Origin of the sequence: Sinomonas notoginsengisoli, from assembly GCF_021554725.1 — a bacterium.
GTDB lineage: Bacteria > Actinomycetota > Actinomycetes > Actinomycetales > Micrococcaceae > Sinomonas > Sinomonas notoginsengisoli.
Genome location: NZ_JAIZDP010000007.1, coordinates 49,725 through 66,289, shown reverse-complemented (window position 1 = coordinate 66,289; position 16,565 = coordinate 49,725). Strand labels below are relative to the sequence as shown.

At 69.3% G+C, this 16,565-nt stretch carries 14 protein-coding genes; 9 read left to right on the top strand and 5 right to left on the bottom strand.

The window, feature by feature from the left end:
* Positions 1 to 55 precede the first annotated feature (55 nt).
* Complete coding sequence (locus tag LF262_RS12320; RefSeq protein WP_235780692.1) at positions 56 to 1,303, bottom strand: MFS transporter; 1,248 nt, start codon at positions 1,301 to 1,303, stop codon at positions 56 to 58.
* A gap of 249 nt (positions 1,304 to 1,552) precedes the next feature.
* Here LF262_RS12320 and iolC point away from each other — a divergent pair, with 249 nt between their 5' ends.
* From iolC to LF262_RS12285, 7 genes are all read left to right on the top strand, one after another.
* Positions 1,553 to 2,557: a 5-dehydro-2-deoxygluconokinase gene (iolC, locus tag LF262_RS12315; protein ID WP_235780691.1), complete on the top strand. Its 1,005-nt coding sequence runs from the start codon at positions 1,553 to 1,555 to the stop codon at positions 2,555 to 2,557.
* Positions 2,554 to 3,561: a Cgl0159 family (beta/alpha)8-fold protein gene (locus LF262_RS12310; RefSeq protein WP_235780690.1), complete on the top strand. Its 1,008-nt coding sequence runs from the start codon at positions 2,554 to 2,556 to the stop codon at positions 3,559 to 3,561. Before iolC ends, LF262_RS12310 begins: the two co-directional genes overlap by 4 nt.
* A gap of 11 nt (positions 3,562 to 3,572) precedes the next feature.
* The gene (gene iolD, locus LF262_RS12305) at positions 3,573 to 5,516 is read left to right on the top strand and encodes a 3D-(3,5/4)-trihydroxycyclohexane-1,2-dione acylhydrolase (decyclizing) (RefSeq protein WP_235780792.1); all 1,944 of its coding nucleotides are present in this window, start codon (positions 3,573 to 3,575) and stop codon (positions 5,514 to 5,516) included.
* 71 nt (positions 5,517 to 5,587) lie between these two features.
* Positions 5,588 to 7,087 (top strand): CoA-acylating methylmalonate-semialdehyde dehydrogenase, encoded by a 1,500-nt coding sequence (locus LF262_RS12300; RefSeq protein ID WP_235780689.1) that lies wholly within the window; start codon positions 5,588 to 5,590, stop codon positions 7,085 to 7,087.
* Between the two features lie 15 nt (positions 7,088 to 7,102).
* Complete coding sequence (locus LF262_RS12295; protein ID WP_235780688.1) at positions 7,103 to 8,014, top strand: sugar phosphate isomerase/epimerase family protein; 912 nt, start codon at positions 7,103 to 7,105, stop codon at positions 8,012 to 8,014.
* Positions 8,015 to 8,041: 27 nt separating this feature from the next.
* Positions 8,042 to 9,097 (top strand): Gfo/Idh/MocA family protein, encoded by a 1,056-nt coding sequence (locus LF262_RS12290; protein WP_235780687.1) that lies wholly within the window; start codon positions 8,042 to 8,044, stop codon positions 9,095 to 9,097.
* Between the two features lie 94 nt (positions 9,098 to 9,191).
* Complete coding sequence (locus LF262_RS12285; RefSeq protein ID WP_235780686.1) at positions 9,192 to 10,052, top strand: hypothetical protein; 861 nt, start codon at positions 9,192 to 9,194, stop codon at positions 10,050 to 10,052.
* 34 nt (positions 10,053 to 10,086) lie between these two features.
* On the opposite strand, the gene iolB is transcribed toward LF262_RS12285, so the two are convergent.
* Both iolB and LF262_RS12275 read right to left on the bottom strand, forming a co-directional pair.
* Positions 10,087 to 10,989: a 5-deoxy-glucuronate isomerase gene (gene iolB, locus LF262_RS12280; protein WP_235780685.1), complete on the bottom strand. Its 903-nt coding sequence runs from the start codon at positions 10,987 to 10,989 to the stop codon at positions 10,087 to 10,089.
* Between the two features lie 29 nt (positions 10,990 to 11,018).
* Positions 11,019 to 11,759: a GntR family transcriptional regulator gene (locus tag LF262_RS12275; protein ID WP_235780684.1), complete on the bottom strand. Its 741-nt coding sequence runs from the start codon at positions 11,757 to 11,759 to the stop codon at positions 11,019 to 11,021.
* A 378-nt stretch (positions 11,760 to 12,137) separates the two neighbouring features.
* Here LF262_RS12275 and LF262_RS12270 point away from each other — a divergent pair, with 378 nt between their 5' ends.
* Together LF262_RS12270 and LF262_RS12265 are read left to right on the top strand one after the other, a co-directional pair.
* A complete protein-coding gene (locus LF262_RS12270; protein ID WP_235780683.1) occupies positions 12,138 to 12,713 on the top strand; it encodes an HhH-GPD-type base excision DNA repair protein in 576 nt (191 codons plus the stop codon).
* A gap of 191 nt (positions 12,714 to 12,904) precedes the next feature.
* A complete protein-coding gene (locus LF262_RS12265; protein ID WP_235780682.1) occupies positions 12,905 to 14,029 on the top strand; it encodes an LOG family protein in 1,125 nt (374 codons plus the stop codon).
* Between the two features lie 95 nt (positions 14,030 to 14,124).
* Here LF262_RS12265 and LF262_RS12260 read toward each other — a convergent pair whose 3' ends face one another.
* Positions 14,125 to 15,465, bottom strand: coding sequence for an MFS transporter (locus tag LF262_RS12260; RefSeq protein WP_235780681.1), 1,341 nt, complete (start codon positions 15,463 to 15,465; stop codon positions 14,125 to 14,127).
* A gap of 37 nt (positions 15,466 to 15,502) precedes the next feature.
* Positions 15,503 to 16,528 (bottom strand): MBL fold metallo-hydrolase, encoded by a 1,026-nt coding sequence (locus LF262_RS12255; protein ID WP_235780680.1) that lies wholly within the window; start codon positions 16,526 to 16,528, stop codon positions 15,503 to 15,505.
* Positions 16,529 to 16,565 lie beyond the last annotated feature (37 nt).

Sequence of the window (16,565 nt, the reverse complement as noted above, 5' to 3'; positions counted from 1 at the left end):
CCGGCTCCTTCCGTCAGGCTCCCCGTCTCCACGATGCTAGGTGACGTCTGTGCCGTCAGGCGAGGGGCGGCGTCGTGCGTGGACGGATCGCCAGGAAGCCGGAGGCGGCCATGACCACGAGCGCCGCGAGGACGAGCGCGAGCGGAGCCGCCCAGTTGCCGGCGGCCTCGTGCAGGCCGCCGATCACGATCGGACCTGCGGACGCGATCGCATACCCGACGGACTGGATGACGGCTGTCATGCGCCGGTTCTCGTCCAGGGTCCGGGCCCGCCTGATCACCACCGTGAACACGACCGTGAACATCCCGCCCTGCGCGATACCGCCGAGCACCGCCCACAGCACCCACGCCCCCGGCGCCACGAGGAGTCCGGCCGGCAGGATGATCCAGCATGCGGCCATGAGCGCGAACAGCCGCATCGGACCCCACCCGAAGAGGTGCATGAGAGCGGGGATGAGCATCGGCCCCGCGATCGCGAACACCTGCAGGAGGCTCGCGCCCAGCCCGGCCTCGGGTGGCGTCATCCCCTGCGTGTCCGCCAGGTAGGTGGGCAGCCACAGGGTCATCGCGTAGTAGCCCACATTGTGCAGCGCGAACGTGACGGTGAAGAGCCACATCATGCGCCGGTTCGCGGGACCCACCGTGGCCCGCGGAAGGAGGGGGAGGGGCCCGGTCTCGGTGCTTGGCTGGGCCTTCGCGGCCCGGCCGCGGAAGTCCGCCTCGGACCACCGCGGGCCGTCCTTGCCCGGGGGGAACACGAAGAGCCAGGCGCCCGCCGCGACGGCCGTCAAGCCGAGCCAGGAGGCGAGCGAGGCCTGCCAGCCGATGGCCGCTGCGAGCGGCGCCGCGAGAGCGGAGGCGAGCGTCGTGCCGACGTTGATGGCCGCCGTCGTCACCCCCGTCATGAGCGCGGCCTGAAGGGGGAAGTCCCGCCCCACGAGCAGGGGAGTGGCGACATTCGCAATCGTCATGGCCACGCCAATCACCACGGTTCCGGCGAGGGCGCCCGTCGCGCCACCGTAGGAGCGCAGCACGACGCCGGTCGCCAGCCCGCCGAAGAAGTACAGGACCGCATGGTTGATGCCGATCCGCCCGGTGAGCCAGGCCGCGCCTGGGGTGATGAGCCCGAAGCACAGCACCGGGATCGCTGCGAGCAGCCCCACGACGGCCGAGCTGAGCCCGGTGTCGGCCTGGATGTCGCCGAGCACTGGTCCGAGCGCGACGATCGGGGCACGGGCATTCAGCGACAGGAGGCCGACGGCGATCAGGGCTAGCGCCGCGGTGCGGCCGATCCGGCGGGTCACGGGGTCCTTCCGAGGTGCGGGGAGAGTGGTTGCGGGCGACGCGAGTCCCACTCTCTCACGCGATCCGGCGAGGGCGGGGAACCCTTTGTAACGACAAAGTACGATGACTCAGACCTTAAAGATATTGTAAATATGTCAGTACAAACTTTTGACAGGACATTAAATGTGTAGCAGAGTGGACCTGTGGCCGACGCCACAGGCAGCGAAGCCGGCCCGGCACAGTGGGCGTAGCAGGAAGGGCACCGCGAAGTGACCTACGACCTTCTCACGATGGGGCGCATCAGCGTCGACATCTACCCGAACGACATCGGAGTCGGCCTGGCGGACGTGACGAGCTTCGGCAAGTACCTCGGCGGGTCGCCCTCGAACGTCGCCGTCGCTGCCGCACGCCATGGGCGTACGACGGCGGTGATCACCCGAACGGGCGACGACCCCTTCGGCGAGTACCTCCACCGCGAGCTGGCCGCGTTCGGCGTCGACGACCGCTACGTTGCCCCCGTCGCGGGCCTCCAGACCCCGGCGACGTTCTGCGCGATCATGCCGGTCACGCACGAGTTCCCGCTCTACTTCTACGGCCGCTTCCCCACGGCCCCGGACCTGCAGATTTGCCCTGAGGACCTCGACCTCGACGCGGTCCGGGAGGCGAGGATCTTCTGGTCCACCGTGACCGGCCTGTGCCAGGAGCCCAGCCGCGCCGCCCACATCGCCGCCCACGAGGCCCGCCCCCGGACAGGCCTCGAAGAGGCCAGCAGCACAGGGGCCCAGTTCACGGTCCTCGACCTCGACTACCGCCCGATGTTCTGGGAGTCCGAGGACGCCGCCCGCGAGCAGGTGGCCAAGGTGCTGCCCCACGTCACCGTCGCAATCGGCAACGAGGAGGAGTGCGCGGTCGCCGTCGGCCACGGCACCCCGGACGAACAGGCCGACCGCCTCCTCGCCGCGGGCGTGGAGATCGCCGTGGTCAAGCTCGGCCCCGAGGGCGTCATGGCCAAGACCCGCACCCAGCGCGTCGTCTCTGCCCCGGTCCCGGTCGAGACCCTCAATGGCCTCGGCGCTGGGGACTCCTTCGGCGGCGCCTTCTGCCACGGCCTCCTGTCCGGCTGGCCGCTCGCGCAGGTCCTCGACTACGCGAACGCAGCCGGGGCGATCGTCGCCTCGCGCCTGGCGTGCTCGGATGCGATGCCGACGCCGGCCGAGGTCACCTCGCTGCTGGCCGAACGCGGCCGGCTCGTCCCCGAGGCGGTGGCCCGATGACGGCCACGCCCGAGACCACGGTGAGCGGCGCCGTCGTGCGCGGCACGGCCGCTCCTTCCGCACCGCTCGCCAACGCCCACGATGACGATCCCCGCCGCTACGAGCACCTCACCAAGATCCGCCTCGAGGACCCGAAGGCGGTGGCCCGCGCAGCCGCGGAGCGCCGTCGCCACCCCGGCCTCGTCCTGGGGCAGCAGAGCTTCATCGTTGCGGCCGACCACCCGGCCCGCGGGGCCCTCGCCGCGCAGGGCCGGCCGGAGGCCATGGCGGATCGCCGCGACCTTCTCGACCGGCTCCAGATCGCCCTCGCGAACCCGGCCGTGGACGGCGTGCTCGCGAGCCCGGACATCATGGACGACCTGCTCCTGCTCGGCGCGCTGGACGGCAAGCTCGTCTTCGGCTCGATGAACCGCGGCGGACTCGCCGGGCTCGTCAACGAGTTCGACGACCGCTTCACCGGCCACACCGCCGAGGCGCTCGCGGCCCTCGGTGCGGACGGCGGCAAGATGCTCACCCGCATCGCGCTGAACGACCCGGCCACGGCGTCGATCCTGGAGAACACGGCCAAGACGGTCGACGCCCTGGCCGCCCGCGGCCTCATCGCGATGGTCGAGCCGTTCCTCTCGACCTGGGTGGACGGCAGGGTCCAGAACGACCTCTCGCCCGAAGCCGTCATCAAGTCCGTGGCGATCGCCCAGGCCCTCGGCTCCACGAGCGCGTACACGTGGATGAAGCTGCCCGTCGTGGCGGACATGGAGCGGGTCATGGCAGCGACGACCATGCCCACCGTGCTCCTGGGCGGGGACCCGACCGGCCACCAGGACGAGGTCTTCGCCTCGTGGGGCCGCGCGCTCGCGCTCCCAGGCGTGCAGGGCCTCACCGTCGGCCGCACCCTGCTCTACCCGGCCGACGGCGACGTGGCCGGTGCCGTCGCAGCCGCGGCTTCCCTGCTGCACACCAACGGAATCCCCCCGGGACCCGACGCGAAGGAGACGGCCCAGTGACTACCCGCACGATGACGGTGGCCCAGGCACTCGTGGAGTTCCTCGGCCGCCAGTACACAGTTGATACCGTTGGGGGGCCCGCTGGTTCTGGCACCGAGTACCGTGAGCGGCTCATCCCCGGTATGTTCGGGATCTTCGGCCACGGCAACGTGGCCGGCGTGGGCCAGGCCCTGAAGCAGTGGCAGGTCGCGGACCCCGCGCTCATGCCGTACTACCAGGGAAGGAACGAGCAGGCCCAGGCCCACCAGGCCGTCGGGTACGCCAGGCACACCCGGCGCCGGCAGACGTTCGCGGTCTCGACGTCGATCGGCCCCGGCTCGTCCAACCTGCTCACCGGCGCGGCGCTCGCCACGGCCAACCGCCTCCCGGCCCTGCTCCTGCCCAGCGACACGTTCGCGACTCGCGCCGCGGACCCGGTCCTGCAGCAGCTCGAGCAGCCGCACGGCTACGACATCACGGTCAACGACGCGTTCCGCCCGCTCTCGAAGTACTTCGACCGCGTGAACCGGCCCGAGCAGCTCTTCTCGGCGCTTCTGAACGGCCTGCGCGTCCTGACGGACCCCGCCGAGACCGGCGCGGTGACGATCGCCCTGCCGCAGGACGTCCAGGCCGAGGTCTTCGACGTGCCCGAGGAGTTCCTCGCCGAGCGCGAGTGGCGCATCCGCCGCCCCGAGCCCGAGGCCGAGAACATCGTCGAGGCCGCCCGCCGCATCCGCGCCGCGGAGCGCCCGGTCATCATCGCCGGCGGCGGCGTGCTCTACGCCTTCGCCACCGAGCAGCTGCGGGCCTTCGCCGAGGCCACTGGCATCCCGGTCGGGTGGACCCAGGCCGGCGTCGGCTCCCTCGCGTGGGACCACCCCCAGGCCCTCGGTGCGGTCGGCTCGACCGGTACGACGGCGGCCAACGCGCTCGTGCGCGATGCCGACCTCGTGATCGGCATCGGCACCCGCTACGAGGACTTCACCACGGCCTCCCGGACGGCGTTCCAGAACCCGGGCGTGCAGTTCGTGAACATCAACGTCGCCCCCATCGATGCCTACAAGCACGGCACCTCGCTGCCGATCGTCGCCGACGCGCGTAAGGCACTGCTCGCACTGACGACGGCGCTGGGCGGCTACCGCGTCGGCGCGGACCTCGAGCGGGTGGTCGCCGACGAGAAGGCGCGCTGGGACGAGACCGTTGATGCGGCGTTCGCCCAGGACAATGAGCCCCTCGTGTCCCAGAACGCGATCATAGGTGCGGTCAACCGCGCGATGGACCCGCGCGACGTCGTGATCTGCGCCGCCGGCTCCCTCCCCGGGGACCTGCACAAGATGTGGCGCATCCGCGGCCCGTTCGGCTACCACGTCGAGTACGCGTACTCCTGCATGGGCTACGAGATCCCCGGCGGCTTGGGCGTCAAGCGCGCCGCCCTGGATGCCACAAGGCGTGGTGACGAGAACCGGGACGTCGTCGTCATGGTCGGGGACGGCTCGTACCTCATGATGCACACCGAGCTCGTCACCGCCGTGGCGGAAGGCCTCAAGCTCATCACCGTGCTCATCCAGAACCACGGCTACGCCTCGATCGGGGCGCTCTCCGAGCAGCTCGGCTCCCAACGCTTCGGGACCAAGTACCGCACTCTGGACCGGGAACACCACACGTTCGACGACGGAGAGAAGCTCCCGATCGACCTCGCTGCCAACGCCGAGAGCCTCGGCGTCACGGTGTACCGGATCGAGCCCGGCCCCAATGCGATCGCCGACCTCGAGGCCGCGATCGGCAAGGCCAAGGCCGCACCCGAGGGCACCCGCCCGATCGTGATCCACATCGAGTCCGACCCGCTCGTCGACGCCCCGTCCTCCGAGTCCTGGTGGGACGTCCCCGTCTCGGGCGCCTCCGAGCTCGAGTCCACGAAGGCCGCCTTCGCCACCTACATCGACCACAAAGCACAGCAGCGCACGCTGCTCGGCTGACCCCGCGGGTGGCGGCAATGCGTCGTCGTCCGCAGATCCCCATCGGAATTACCCAGAGGAGCATTTTCGAGATGACTGTCAAGACCATTCCCCACTTCCTCAACGGCGAGGAGACCAACGGCGTCGGCGAGCGGACGCAGCCCGTCTTCAACCCGGCCACCGGCGAGCAGACGGGCGAGCTGCGCCTGGCTGACGCCGCCGACCTCGAGACCGCGGTCGCGAACTCCCGCAAGGCCGCCGAGTCCTGGGGGGACATCTCCCTCGCCAAGCGCACCGCGGTGCTGTTCCGGTTCCGCGAGCTGGTCGCCTCCCACATCGAGGAGCTGGCCCAGCTGGTCACGGCCGAGCACGGCAAGGTCATCTCGGACGCGAAGGGCGAGATCGGCCGGGGCCTGGAGGTCATCGAGTTCGCCTGTGGCATCCCGCAGCTGCTCAAGGGCGCCTACTCGGACCAGGCCTCCACCGGCATCGACGTGTTCTCCTACCGCCAGCCAGTCGGCGTGGTCGCCGGCATCACGCCGTTCAACTTCCCGGTCATGGTGCCGCTGTGGATGGCCCCGGTGGCGATCGCCACGGGCAACACGTTCATCCTCAAGCCCTCCGAGCGGGACCCCTCGGCCTCGCTGCTGCTGGCCAAGCTCTGGAAGGAGGCCGGCCTGCCCGATGGCGTGTTCCAGGTCCTGCACGGCGGCAAGGAGACCGTAGACGGGCTCCTGACCCACCCCGACATCGACGCGATCTCGTTCGTGGGCTCGACCCCCATCGCCAAGCACGTCCACGAGACCGCCACCGCGCACGGCAAGCGCGTCCAGGCTCTCGGCGGTGCCAAGAACCACGCCATCATCCTCCCCGACGCGGACATGGACAACGCCGCGGACCATCTGGCGGCGGCCGCGTTCGGCTCCGCTGGCGAGCGGTGCATGGCCATCTCGGTCGCCGTCGCTGTGGGCGACGCCGCCGACTCGCTCGTGGGCAAGGTCAAGGACCGCGCCCAGGCCGTCAAGGTCGCCGAGGGCACCGAGCCCGACGCCGAGATGGGCCCAGTCATCACCGCCGCCTCCAAGGACCGGATGAAGTCCATCGTGACCTCCGCGGCTGACGCCGGCGCTGACCTGGTCGTGGACGGCCGGGAGTTCACGGTGGCCGGCAAGGAGGGCGGGAACTGGTTCGGCCCGACCGTGATCGACAACGTCGGAACGGACATGGATGCCTACACCGAGGAGATCTTCGGCCCGGTCCTGTCCGTGGTCCGCGTTGAGACGGTCGAGGAAGCCATCGAGCTCATCAACGCCAATCCGTACGGCAACGGCACCGCCATCTTCACCTCCTCGGGATCGAACGCCAGAAGGTTCCACCGGGGTGTGCACGTGGGCATGATCGGGGTCAACGTCCCGATCCCCGTCCCGGTCGCGTACCACTCGTTCGGGGGATGGAAGAACTCGCTCTTCGGCGACAAGCACATCTACGGCGAGGAGGGCGTGGCCTTCTACACCCGCGCCAAGGTGGTCACCCAGCGCTGGCCCGAGCCCACCCACGCATCCGGCGCCACCTACAGCTTCCCCTCGAACTGAAGGCAGATTCGAACCGTGACTGAGAACAAGGTCATCATCGGCACCGCGCCCGACTCCTGGGGCGTCTGGTTCGCCGACGATCCGAAGCAGACCCCGTGGGAGCGCTTCCTCGACGAGGTGGCCGAGGCCGGCTACAAGTGGATCGAGCTGGGCCCCTATGGCTACCTCCCCACGGACCCCTCCCGCCTCGCCGACGAGCTCAGCGCCCGTGACCTTCGGGTCTCGGCCGGCACGGTGTTCACGGCGTTCCACCGGGGACGGGACCAGTGGGAAGAAGCGTGGGAGCCGGCCCGCCAGGTCGCCGAGCTGACCGCTGCGATGGGCGGGAAGCACATCGTGGTCATCCCGGCGATGTGGCGCGACGATGTCACGGGCGAGCCGGTCGAGAACGAGGTCCTCACCCCCGCGCAGTGGGATTCCCTGTTCGCGGGCCACGACGAGCTGGGCCGCCGGCTGCAGGAGCAGTTCGGCCTCGCGCAGCAGTTCCACTCGCACGCCGACTCACACGTCCAGGGGCAGGCCGATATCGAGCGGCTGCTCGAGAACACGGACCCCCAGCTCCTCACGCTGTGCCTCGACACCGGCCACGCGGAATATGGCGGCGCGAGCAGCGTGGACCTCATCCGCAAGTACCCGGACCGCATCGGCTACCTGCACCTGAAGCAGATCGACCCGGACGTCCTCGCGAAGGTCCGCGCCGAGAATCTGACCTGGGCAGCAGCCAACACCGCAGGTGTCATGGCCGAGCCGCCGTCGGGGCTGCCCGACCTCGGCGAGGTGATCGAGGCTGTCGAGCGGCTCGACCGCCCAGTCTTCGGGATCGTCGAGCAGGACATGTACCCGATCCCGTTCGATGTGCCGCTCCCCATTGCCAAACGGACCCGCAGGTACCTTCTCTCGTGCGGATCCCGCACGAGCGTCTCCTGATCCGCCCAGGAAGAAGGGCATCTTCCCATGTCTGAGAACCTTCGCGTTGCCGTCATTGGTGCCGGCCGCATGGGCGCTGACCACATTCAGCGCCTGCATCGACGCATCCACGGCGCTGACGTGGCCGCCGTCGCCGACATCGATCTCGACCGGGCCAAGGCCGCGATTGCAGGTATCCCCGGCGCCCGGGCCTTCGCCATGGCGGCTGAGGCCTACGAGTCCGGGGACGTGAACGCCGTCGTCATCGCCACCCCCGGGTTCCTGCATGAGCAGGCGCTCCTCGAGGCCCTCGAACTGGACATCCCGATCCTGTGCGAGAAGCCGCTCACGACGCACGCCGAATCGGCGTGGAAGATCGTCGAGGCCGAGCAGAAGCTGGGCCGCCAGCGCATCCAAGTCGGGTTCATGCGCCGGTTCGACGCCGAGTACGCACAGCTTGGCGGACTCGTCCGCTCGGGCGAGCTCGGCGAGCTGCTCATGCTCCACTGCAGGCACCGCAACCCGGACACCCCCCCGGGCTTCACCAACGAGATGCTCATCAACGACTCTGTGGTGCACGAGTTCGACGTGATCCGGTACCTCACCGGCGAGGAGATCACCTCCGTTCAGGTCCGGCTCGGCAAGGCCACCTCGAAGGCGCCGGCTGGCCAGCACGACCCCCAGCATGTCCTCATCGAGACCGAATTCGGCGTGCTCGTCGACGTCGAGATCTTCGTCAACGCCCAGTTCGGCTACGAGGTTGGGACGCAGGCGGTCTTCGAGGACGGCATCGTGGACATCGGGAACGACGGCGGCCCGTACGTGCGGCGTGCCGGCCGGTGGGGCGGCGTCGTGACGCCCAGCTTCATCGAGCGCTTCGGTGCGGCGTACGACGTCGAGGTCCAGACTTGGGCGGACGCCGCCCTCCGCGGCGAGATCGGCGGTCCCTCCGCATGGGACGGCTACGCCACTGCCGCCTGCTGCGAAGCGGGAGTCGAGGCGCAGAAGAGCGGTGAGCGGGTCGCCGTCGTGCTCAACCAGAAGCCTGCTCTCTACCGCGCGAGTGCGGCCCTTGGAGAAGGCGATCGGCTTCCTCGACCGTGACGACACCGTCCCGGCTTCCGAGGGCCCGGAGGTTGGATGTTCGGCCTTCGGGGTAAAGCCCCCGCGTGACGCGCCGCGTCGGACGGAGGATGAGATGGACATGAGGAAAGTCTTCGGTGTGGGCGTGGCAGGGGCCACCGCATTGGTCCTGGCAGGGTGCACAGGTGGCGGCGGGAGCACGCCGTCGTCGTCGGGGTCAGGGTCCACCAGCCCTACGGCGAAGGTCTACTCGGAGAACGAGCTCCGCAGCATGGTTTCGGGCCTGAAAGACTCGGACGGCAACGAGCTGAAGCTCTACTCGCAGGATCAGGTGAACCAGGGCAAGGACCTCGGGAAAATCCTCCTTGACACGGCGACCGTTGATCCGAGCGACTGCAAGTCGATCGCCACCGCTGGCCTCGTCAAGAGCGTCGACAAGGGGTCCGTTGCCGTCGCCCTCTCCGACAGCCAGAGGCCCAGGACCGCGTCCGCGCAGTCGAGCGACCAGGGAGCGGACGCGCAGCAGCTCCTGAAGGACGTCAGCGGCAAGATGGACAAGTGCGCCACGTTCACCGTCTCCGTGCTCACCCAGAAGGTCACCGTCACGAGCAAGCAGCTCCAGGCCAAGACCAAGGCGGCAGAGACGTTCGGCACCGTGAGCACGCGCGGCGGGAACAGCTCGGACATGCTCATGCAGGTCTCCGGCGCCCAAGGACGCCTCCTCGTGGTGGCGACGAAGAGCGGCGGAAGTCTGGGCGACAAAGACCAGTCCGAGCTCGAAGGCCTCGTGAACGACATGTTGGCCAAGGCCTCCGGCACCTCTTCCACCTCTTCGGCCTCGACGTCCAGCTCCGGAACGAGCAGCGGTTCGGCGTCCTCGACGAGCTCCAAGTCGTCGGCATCGACATCGTCGAGCGGCTCGACCTCGAGCAGCCAGATGACGTCCTCGAGCACGGCGAGCTCGTCCGGCCGCTGACCCTTGGGCCCCCGCGACGTGCTGGCCGCGAGGCCTAGGCGGTGAAGGGCAGGCGGGGGTCCACCTGCTGGGCGTCCCACGTGGTGCGGATCCAGCCGTGGTGCGGGTCATCGCTGATGAGCCACTCCCGCACCCGGCCGGGTCCGGCCATGACGTTGAGGTAGTACAGGTCGTAACCGGGGGCCGCCATGGCGGGGCCGTGCCAGCCGTACGGGACGAGCACCACGTCGCCCGTCCGCACCTCGGCCGCCACGTCGATGGGCCGCTCATCAGAGGCGTAGACGCGGGCGTAGCCCACCGGGTCCTGCACCGCGCGTTCGGACACGGCGGGGGAGCCGGGCGCGAGCCGCGTCTCGAAGTAGTAGATCTCCTCGAGGAACGTCTCGCCGTCCTTCTCCTGATCATGCTTGTGCGGCGGGTACGAGGACCAGTTGCCTGCCGGAGTGATGACCTCGCACACGATGAGCCGGTCCGCCTCGAGTGCCGCAGGCGTGCCGAAGTTGTGCACTTGGCGTGAGCAGTTCCCCGCCCCGCGCAGCTCGACCGGGGTCTCCTCGGCCCGGATCAGCCGAGTCGGGTACGAGGCTTTGGCGGGGGCGAGTGCCACGGCGACCCGCCCGCCGTCGTGCGTTCGGATCTCCACGGCCTTGCGGGTCCCGGTGTAGAGCACGTCGGTCGGGCCCGCGAAGACGGAGGCACGGCCGCGCAGATGGTACGTGGCGCCGTCGACCGTCACCTCGAACGCCCCCGAGAGGGGGATCACTATCCGCTCCTCACCCGCAGCCTCGAGCGAGGCCGCGGCTCCCGGCGCGAGGTGGGTGACCTTGACGCCTGTGTGCTGCCAGCCGTCCACGGCCGTGGAGGAGTCATGGGCGCCGAGGGAGACCTGCCAGTCGCCATCCCTCGCCGAACCGAGGGGGTAGACCCACTTCGCCATGTGATTCCTTTCACCAGACGCCGTGCGCGTCAGCGCTGGACCAGCGTCATCTCGAAGCTGTACGAGTCGGCGCGGTAAACGTGCCGGCCGGTTTCGACCCTGCGGCCGGCGTCATCCACGGCTGTGCGTTCCATGGTCACGAGGGCGGAGCCCCGCGCGACCTCGAGGAGTTCGGCCTGCCGCTCGTCCGCGACGGCCGCGCCGATACGCTGGTTCGCAAGGCGGAAATTCACGCCGGCATCCCGGAGGATCTGGTACATGCCGTGCTCTCTGAGGCCACCCTCGGTGAGCTCGGCGATATCGTCCCGCACCCAGTTCTCCATGAGGGCCAGCGGCTTGGAGTCAACCGCGCGCAGACGCGTGAAGTGGTAGACGCCGACCCCGGCGGGCAACTGCAGAGTGTCCGCCACCTCGGCCTCTGCAGGGCCGTGGCGGAAGCTGAGCACGCGAGTGGTGGGTTTCTTCCCGCCGCGCGCAAGGTCGTCGAAGAGGCTCGAGAGCTCGAGGTGCCGCCTGACCTGGCTGGCCACGACCTGAGTGCCCACGCCGCGCTTGCGCACGAGAAGGCCCGAGCGGACGAGCTCATCCATGGCCTTGCGCATGGTGGGCCGGGAGAGGTTGAGCTGCGCGGCGAGCTCGATCTCGTTCTCGAGCTTGGACCCGGGCTCGAGCGCGCCGTTGCGGATCATCCCCTCGATCCCCTGGACCACCTGATGGTAGAGCGGAACTGGGGACGAGCGGTCGATGGGAATGTTGAGGGTTGCTGCCATGACCCCTCCGCGTCGCATTCCCGGCGCCGATGCGGGCATGCTTGTTTGGTTGATAGGACAAAAGCTATAGATCGATCGTAGCACTGTGTGCGATGCACGGTAGGGAGCGCCATGCCCTAGCGAAAGAGTCAAGTGACCATATGTCAGGACAAAACTCTCCGCGTTCGGCTTGCAAGTAGGGGTGGCTTTGTCACTGATCCTTGCGGACCACCGCCTGGATGATCCCACTCGAGCGGCACGCCTCATCGGGAAGGACATGGCTGATGGGTCCTGATATCTCGGCCCTGCATCTCGGAACCAGAGGCACATCAGCGTACGACGGCGCGTGGCCCGCCGTGCGCGGTCGACCCCGGCGCACCGGGGTGCAAGACTGGCGGCATGACCTTGCACATCACCGGCGATGACGCCGCTGACCGTCTGCTCACCGAGGATCCGCTCGCCTTGCTGATCGGGATGCTGCTGGACCAGCAGGTCCCGATGGAGACCGCCTTCGCCGGCCCGCTCAAGATCGCCGACCGTGCCGGAACCCTCGACGCCGCCACCCTCGCGCACCTGAACCCCGACGAGTTCGCCGCCCTCTTCAAGGAGACACCGGCGGTGCACCGCTTCCCAGGGTCGATGGCCGCCCGCGTGCAGGCCCTGTGCGCGGCAGTGGAGAAGGAGTGGAATGGGGACGCGTCCGCGATCTGGACCCAGGGCGCGCCGGACGGGGCCGAGACGCTCAAGCGGCTCAAGAAGCTCCCCGGATTCGGGGAGCAGAAGGCCAAGATCTTCCTCGCGCTGCTCGGCAAGCAGTATGGCTACCAGGGCGCCGGGTGGCGGGAGGCCGCCGGGGCGTACGGCGAACAGGACTCGTACCGCAGCGTGGCGGACATCGTCTCGCCCGAATCACTCGCGAAGGTGCGTGAGTACAAGCGCGCCCAGAAGGCGGCCGCGAAGGCCAAGACTGCCTGAGCGGGGATCCAGCGGCGGCGAGGGGCGCACGACGGCGAGTGGTCGCCGTCGTGCGCTCCTCGCCACTCGATCTACTGCTGCCACAGTCCGAGGGACTTGGACAGGTGCGCGATGTCCTGTTCTTCCTCGATCTCCCCGATGGGCTTGCGCCGCAGGATGGACTGATTGGGAGGTCCGGCTACCCTGACCCCATGAATGCGATACCGGCCTTGGGCCCGACGCCGCGGACCCTGGAGGTTGAGTCGCTCGGGGACTTCGACGCCCTCGTCGCGGGCGGCGCCTCGGAAATGGCCGGATGGCACCTGCAGTCCCTTGACCTCACGGAGCGTTCCACGGTGCTCAAGGCGCTGGACCCCTCGGGGGCGATGTTCCTCGGCTGCCACCTCCAAGAGGGCATGGAGCAGTCGCTCCGGGCACGAGGCGCGCTCGTGTTCCCGATCCTGCCGGGCCTGCCGTTCAACCCCTACCGGCCCGCCCTGTACACCGGCCCGGAGCTCTATGAGGGCGTCACCGCGCGCCCCTATGAGGCGACTCCCGACGCGCTCATCTACGCCTGGACCAAGAGCCAAGGCCCCGCGGGCATCGAGTCGGCGATCTCGGCGGCCCTCCACGACCACCACATCGGTGAGGCACTCCAGGAAGCGCTCACGGGCCCCTTCGCGGGGCGGAAGATCGTGGGCATCATGGGAGGGCACACCGCCCGTCGGGGAGGTGCGGCGTACGACGACGCCGCTCGCCTCGCGCGCGGAATCGCGGCGGCTGGTCATCTGGTGGCCACCGGCGGGGGGCCGGGCGCGATGGAGGCGGCGAACCTCGGCGCGTACCTGTCCGCGTTCGACGAAGGCGAGCTGGAGGCGGCGCTGCGGGAGATCGCCATCGTGCCCGTGTTCCGGCCATCGGTGAGTGCGTGGGCGCGGGCGGCGCTCGCTGTGCTCGGGAAGCGCCCGGGCGGGACGTGGAACCTCGGTGTGCCCACGTGGTTCTACGGGCATGAGCCGCCCAACATGTTCGCGACCCATATCGCTAAGTACTTCGCGAACTCGGTCCGGGAGGCGGTGCTGCTCCAGAAGTGCACGGGCGGCGTCGTGTTCCTGCCCGGTGCGGCTGGCACCGTCCAAGAGGTCTTCCAGGACGCGTGCGAGAACTACTACGGCGCCGCGGAGACGATCACGCCGATGGTGCTCGTCGGGGTGAAGCACTGGACCGAGGACCTGCCGGCGTGGCCGCTCCTGCGCAGCCTCGCGGAGGGTCGCGGCATGGCGGAGAGCCTCCACCTCGTGGATTCTGCGGAGGAGGCCATCGCCGCCCTCGGGTGACCTCGCAACGCAGGGAAATGACCCCGCAACGCAGGGACATGACCCCTCAACCGGAAACCCGGTTGAGGGGTCATGTCCGTGGAGAGTGTTTCGAGTCAGTCGATCTCGCGGCGCGTGCCCTCCGTGGTCGACATCACGGCGACGAGTGCGATCGCGAGGATCGCGATCCAGAACGCAGCCACCGGCCACAGCGCGCCGCCTGCGGCGAGGGTGAGGCCCGTGATGATCATCGGCGCGAAGCCAGCGCCGAGCATCGACGCGGTGTGGTAGGCGAGCGAGGCGCCCGTGTAGCGGTGGCGGGTCGGGAACTGCTCTGCCACGTAGGCGGCGATCGGACCGTAGAGGATGCCCTGCACGAGGCCATTGCCGATGAAGATCGCGAGGCCGAATCCCCAGAGCGTGCCGTTGGTCATAAGCAGGATCGTGGGGTACGCCGCGATGATGCCGAAGATCGCGCCCAAGGCGAGCACGCGGCGTCGTCCGAATCGGTCCGAGAGGCGAGCCGAGACGAAGCACATGATGAGCGTGAGGACAGCCGCACCGGCCTTGATGTTCAGCACGCCGTTCTTGTCCGCGCCGGACTCGACGGCCACTGAGACGCCCCACACGGTGGTCATGGCCTGGCACACGTAGAACGCGGTGGTGGCGGCGAGGCCCAACAGCACGGCGCGCTTGGAATGGCGCAGGACGTCGACGATCGGCACGCGGCGCTTCTCGCTCGCGTCCTGGAGGCGCTGGAACGCGGGAGTCTCCGAGACCTTGAGGCGGATCACGAGGCCCACCGCGATCAGGAGTGCGGAGAGCAGGAACGGAACCCGCCAGCCCCAGACGAGGAACTGGCTGCCCGAGAGCGCGGCGAAGAGCGAGAGGGCGAGCGTGCCGAGGATCGCGCCCGCGGGACCGCCGGCGTTCGCGAAGGACGCCGCGAAGCCCCGGTGCTTCTTGGGCGCGTGCTCGATGGCCATGAGCGCCGCGCCACCCCACTCACCGCCCACCGCCACGCCCTGGAGCAGGCGGAGCAGCACGAGCAGGATCGGTGCGATCATGCCGACCTGGGCTGTCGTGGGGAGAAGGCCGATGGCGATCGTCCCCGCGCCCATGATCATCATGGACAGCACGAGCATCTTCTTGCGCCCGATGAGGTCTCCGAAGTGGCCGAAGATGAGGCCGCCGAGCGGCCGGGCCACGTACCCGACGGCGAGCGTCACGAACGAGGCGAACAGGGCGAAGCCGGGCCCGAGGTTGGCGAAGAACACCTTGTTGAACACGAGCGACGCGGCGGTCGCGTACAGCATGAAGTCGTAGTACTCGATCGCGCTGCCGGCGAAGGAGGAGGCCAGGATGCGGCGCATGTCCTTCGTGTTGAGCGTCTCGGCGGGCGCCGCCTGCTGTCCACCCACAGTGCTTGCGGCGGGCAGGGTGCTTTCAGTAGTCACAGTTCGTTCCTCTTCCAATGATGGACTCAGCCGGGCGTCAGCGCTGACGGCCGAAGGGGATGACGTCGAGGTCGTTCGGGAGCACGAAGCTGCCGGAGAAGTGCTCCGCGGCCTCGGCCCAGACGGCGTCCGGCGCGTGGCCGGGCACGAGGTGGTGGAGAGCGAGGGTCGCGGCGCCGGCGGCTTCGGCGGCCTTGGCAGCCTCGCGGACGCTCGTGTGGGACTTGTAGTGGTGGTCGCGGGCGGCGCGGGATGGCTCGTCGGTCTTGTCGGCGTAGAGCGACTCGACCCAGTCGAAGTCGATGGCCTCGTGCAGGAGCAGGTCGGTGCCCTGGGCGAGGGTGATGAGGTTGGGGGTGTAGCACGTGTCCCCGGAGATCGTCACTGAGCCCTCGACGGTGTCGAAGCGGAACGCGAATGCCGGGGCCACGGGCGGGTGCTCGACCAGGATCGCGGTGACTGTGACACGTTCGTCCCGGTAGACCTCGAACGGGTCCATCTCAGGCGTCTGGTTGTCGTTGGGGTGGTACCCGATTCCCGCGGGGATCTCGACGTCCTCGGCGCTGAAGACGTCCAGGGGGCTCGGCTTGAGGGAATCGAGTATGCGGTCGTTGAGGTCCGTGGCGTGCGCGGCCATGAGGGTCTCGAACATCTCTCGCGTGCCCGGCGTGGGGCTCGCCGGAGCGAGCGGCTCGGGGCGCACGACGGCGCGCGGGGACACCGGGGGCAGCTCGCCCCGGTTCCCGGGACCGATGATGCGCACCGGGTTCTTGCCGGCGCGGTCCTGGAGCGCGTAGAGGCCGAAGATCCCGAGTCCGGCGAGGTCGTAGACGTGGTCCGAGTGCAGGTGGGTGATGAACAGCGCCCGGAGGCGCGCGAGGTCCAGGCCCGCTTGGGCGATGCGTCGGCCCGCACCCTGACCGAGGTCCACGAGGTAGAACGCGTCCCCGACGACCACCGCAGTCGCGATCCCCGTGCGCTCGCCGGAATCGGCGGCGGCCCACCAGCGGGGGCCGCCGGCTGTGCCGAGGGTGACGACGTGGGGCGCAAGGCTCGATGCCATGGTGCGGACTCCTTCTGGGTTGGTCTGCGTTCCAGTG